This window comes from Micromonospora sp. M42 (assembly GCF_000568915.1).
Lineage (GTDB): Bacteria > Actinomycetota > Actinomycetes > Mycobacteriales > Micromonosporaceae > Micromonospora > Micromonospora chalcea.
Genome location: NZ_KK037233.1, coordinates 6,529,271 through 6,533,109, shown reverse-complemented (window position 1 = coordinate 6,533,109; position 3,839 = coordinate 6,529,271). Strand labels below are relative to the sequence as shown.

At 72.7% G+C, this 3,839-nt stretch carries 2 protein-coding genes; one reads left to right on the top strand and one right to left on the bottom strand.

What is annotated here, in order from left to right:
- Positions 1-74 precede the first annotated feature (74 nt).
- Positions 75-2,774 carry an MGH1-like glycoside hydrolase domain-containing protein gene (locus tag MCBG_RS30260; protein WP_043329786.1) on the bottom strand — a complete coding sequence of 900 codons (2,700 nt, stop codon included), beginning with the start codon at positions 2,772-2,774 and terminating at the stop codon, positions 75-77.
- A gap of 42 nt (positions 2,775-2,816) precedes the next feature.
- Here MCBG_RS30260 and MCBG_RS30255 point away from each other — a divergent pair.
- Positions 2,817-3,839 (top strand): glycogen debranching enzyme N-terminal domain-containing protein (locus MCBG_RS30255; protein ID WP_043329784.1); only part of this gene is annotated, 1,023 nt, incomplete at its 3' end.

The window sequence follows — 3,839 nt, the reverse complement described above, 5'->3', positions numbered from 1 at the left end:
CCGGCTGGCGTTCCTGCCGCTGGCGTGACCGTGCGGGGCGCGGCAGGCTCTCCCGTCGCGCCCCGCACACACGGTCAGCGGCGCAGCGTGAGGATCAGGTCGGCGACCAGCGCGGTCCACCCGGTCTGGTGCCAGGCGCCCAGCCCGGCGCCGTTGTCGCCGTGGAAGTACTCCGGGAAGCAGATCAGGTCGCGCCAGTCCGGGTGGGTCTGGAACAGCTGCGCGGCGCCGTAGATCGGCCGCCGTCCCCACCCGTCGCGGGTGAACAGCGAGATCAGCCGCGCGGACAGGTCGTCGGCGATCTCGTCGAGCGTCCGCTTGACCCCGGAGCGGGTCGGGTACTCGACCTGCAGGTCGTCGCCGAAGAACGCGGCGTAGTCGCGCAGCGCGCTGATCAGCAGGAAGTTCGTCGGCATCCAGATCGGGCCGCGCCAGTTGGAGTTGCCGCCGAACAGGCCGCTGGTCGACTCGGCCGGCTCGTAGCCGACGCTGAACTCCTGCCCGCCGAGCGTGACGGTGAACGGCTTGTCCAGGTGGGCTCGGGACAGCGTACGCAGCCCGTACTCGGAGAGGAACTCGTCGGTGTCGAGCATCCGGGCCAGCAGCCGCACCACCTGGTCCGGGGCGACCATCGACAGCAGCCGCTGCTGCCGGCCGTCGGGGCCGATCCGGCGGCCGCCGATCACCTCGGCGTACTCCGGGCGGTTGGTGAGGAACCAGCGCAGCCGCGCGCCCAGCTCGGGCAGGCGGCGCATGGTGCGGGCGGTGAGCCGGGTGACGGCTGCGAGCGGCAGCAGCCCGACCACCGAGCGGACCTTCAGCGGCACCTTCGTGCCGTCGGCCAGGCGCAGCACGTCGTAGAAGAACGCGTCCTCGGCGTCCCAGAGCCCCTGGTGGTACGCCGCCGCGGCGATGTACGCGAAGTGCTCGAAGAACTTGGTGGCGGTGTCGGTGTACGCGCGGTCGTGCTCGGCCAGCACGATCGCCATGTCGAGCAGGTTGAGCGCGTACATGGCCATCCAGCCGGTGCCGTCGGACTGCTCCAGCACCCCGGCGACCGGCAGCGCGGCCGAGCGGTCGAACGGGCCGACGTTGTCCAGCCCGAGGAAGCCGCCCTCGAAGACGTTGTTGCCGCCGGTGTCCTTGCGGTTGACCCACCAGGTGAAGTTGAGCAGCAGCTTGTGCATGACCCGGGCGAGGAACTCGTGGTCGCGGGAGCCGTCGATCTCGAAGACCTTCAGCGCCGCCCAGGCGTGCACCGGCGGGTTCACGTCCCCGAACGCCCACTCGTACGCCGGGATCTGCCCGTTGGGGTGCAGGTACCACTCGCGCAGCAGCAGGAGGACCTGTTCCTTGGCGAAGCCCGGGTCGACCCGGGCGATGGTGACGCAGTGGAAGGCCAGGTCCCATGCGGCGTACCAGGGATATTCCCACGGGTCCGGCATGGAGATCACGTCGAAGCTGTTCATGTGCCACCAGGCGCTGTTGCGCCCGTGCCGGCGGCCGGCGGGCGGCGTGGAGCCGGGGTCGCCGGTGAGCCAGCGCTCGACGTCGAAGTGGTAGAACTGCTTGCCCCACATCAGCCCGGCGATGGCCTGGCGGGCGACCAGCGCCTCGTCGGCGGTGGCGGCGGCCGGGATCACGCTGTCGAAGAACCGGTTCGCCTCGGCCCGGCGTGCCCAGAGCACGGCGTCGAACCCGTCACCGAGGTCGGCCGGGGCGGGCGGCGCGGCCGCCGGGGGCGGCGCGGTGCGGGTCAGCCGCAGCCGGATCTGCCGCTGCTCGCCGGCCGGCACGTCGAGCACGTAGTGCAGCGCGCCCTTGGTGCCGGTGCGCTCCGGGTTGACGGTGGCGGCGCCGTTGACCACGTGGTCGTTGATGCCGTCCTTGGGGTACGCGGACCGCCCCGGCAGCCCCCACAGCCGCTCGGCGTTCGTGTCGTTGTCGCACAGCAGCGGCACCGGGTCGCCGTCGCCTTCCAGCAGCAGCTGCCCGAGCACCCAGTGCTCACCGACGAGCCGGGAACCCGTGCCGACCAGCTTCGGCACCCGGTCGGCGCCGGGCAGCCCCCACGCCCAGGTGTTGCGGAACCAGAGCGTGGGCAGCACGTGCAGCGTCTCGTCGGTGTCGGCCCGGTTCGCCACGGTGATCACCACGCACATGTCGGTCGGGGACGCCTTGGCGTAGTCGACGGTGACCGCCCAGTACCTGTCGTCGTCGAAGATGCCGGTGTCGACCAGCTCGTACTCGGTGTCGTCCCGGCCGCGCAGCGCGTTCACCGCGACCAGCTCGTCGTACGGGAAGGCGGCCTGCGGGTAGTGGTAGCGCCAGCGCATGAAGGAGTGCGTGGGGGTGCTGTCGAGGTACCACCAGTAGTCCTTGGCGTCCTCGCCGTGGTTGCCGCCGTCGCCGCCGAGGCCGAACATCCGCTCCTTGAGGATCGGGTCGCGCCCGTTCCACAGCGCCAGGGCGAAGCAGAACGTCTGCCGGTCGTCGCAGACGCCCGCCATGCCGTCCTCGTTCCACCGGTAGGCTCGGGACCGCGCGTGATCGTGGGGGAAGTAGTCCCAGGCCGTGCCGTGCTCGCTGTAGTCCTCACGTACCGTGCCCCACGCCCGCTCGGACAGATAGGGGCCCCATGCGCGCCAGTCCTGCTCCCCGGCGTCGGCCTGGGCGAGCCGGTGCCGCTCGGGGTCGGGGGACGCGGAGGTCGACCGGTCGGTGATCACTGGCACATCTTCGACGCCGCCGGGGTACTTCTCCACAGCGGCCATTGTCGCCGTGGCATGTCACACCTCGCTGCCGGTGGAGGAAAGTTGATCGACATCCGTTTCGGGCCGCGCGTCTGCGGTGAGCTGTCCGCCGCCGCCACGCGGGAATGGCTGGTCACCGACGGCCTCGGCGGATACGCCATGGGCACCGTCGCCGGGCTGCGTACCCGCCGGTATCACGGGCTGCTCGTGGTGGCCGGCGACACGCCCGCGTCCCGAAAGGTGGGACTGGTGAGCCTCGACCCGGCGGTGACGCTGCCGTCGGGGCGGCAGGTCCGCCTCGGCGCGCACGAGTGGTCCTCCGGCGTGGTCGACCCGCGCGGCTTCGAGCTGCTGGAGCGCTTCGACCTCACCGACGGGGTGCCGCGCTGGCGGTGGCGCGTCGGCGACGTGGTGATCGAACGGGAGATCGCCATGACGTACGGCCGCTCCTGCGTCGCCGTCGTACACCGGTTGATCTCCGGCGGCCCGGTGCGGCTCGACCTCGCGGCGGCCTGCACGTGGCGCGACGCGCACGGCGAGCGGCGCGCCGACGGTCCGGCGCCCCGGCTGGAGGCGGCGGCCGGCGGCGCGGTGATCGACGGCGCGTACCGGCTCGCCGGGCCGGACTGGACCCCGGAGGGCCAGTGGTGGCACGGGGTACGCCACCGGACCGAGGCCGAGCGCGGCCTGCACCCGGACGAGGACCTCTGGTACGCGGGCCGGTTCACCGGCGCGCTGGACGAGCCCGGCGCGACGGTGTCGGTGCTGGCCTGGGCGGGCGACCTGGCCGAGGAGCCGCCCCCGGCGACAGCGGTGGTCGAGTCGACCCGGCGGCGCAACCGGGCCGTGACGGCGGCGGCGAAGCCCGGCGACGCGGTCGAGGCGACGCTCGCGCTCGCCGCCGACGCGTTCGTGGTACGCACCGCCACCGGCCCGGACGTGGTCGCCGGCTACCCGTGGTTCGGGGCCTGGTCGCGCGACACGATGATCTCCTACGAGGGCCTGTTCCTGTGCACGAACCGGGCCGACGAGGGCCGGGACCTGCTGCGGGCGTACGCGGCGACGCTGTCCGAGGGGATGCTGGCG

What these genes read in the sequence shown, in the direction of transcription:
- MCBG_RS30260 (WP_043329786.1), bottom strand. Translation starts at nt 2,774, where the DNA reads ATGGCCGCTGTGGAGAAGTACCCCGGCGGCGTCGAAGATGTGCCAGTG.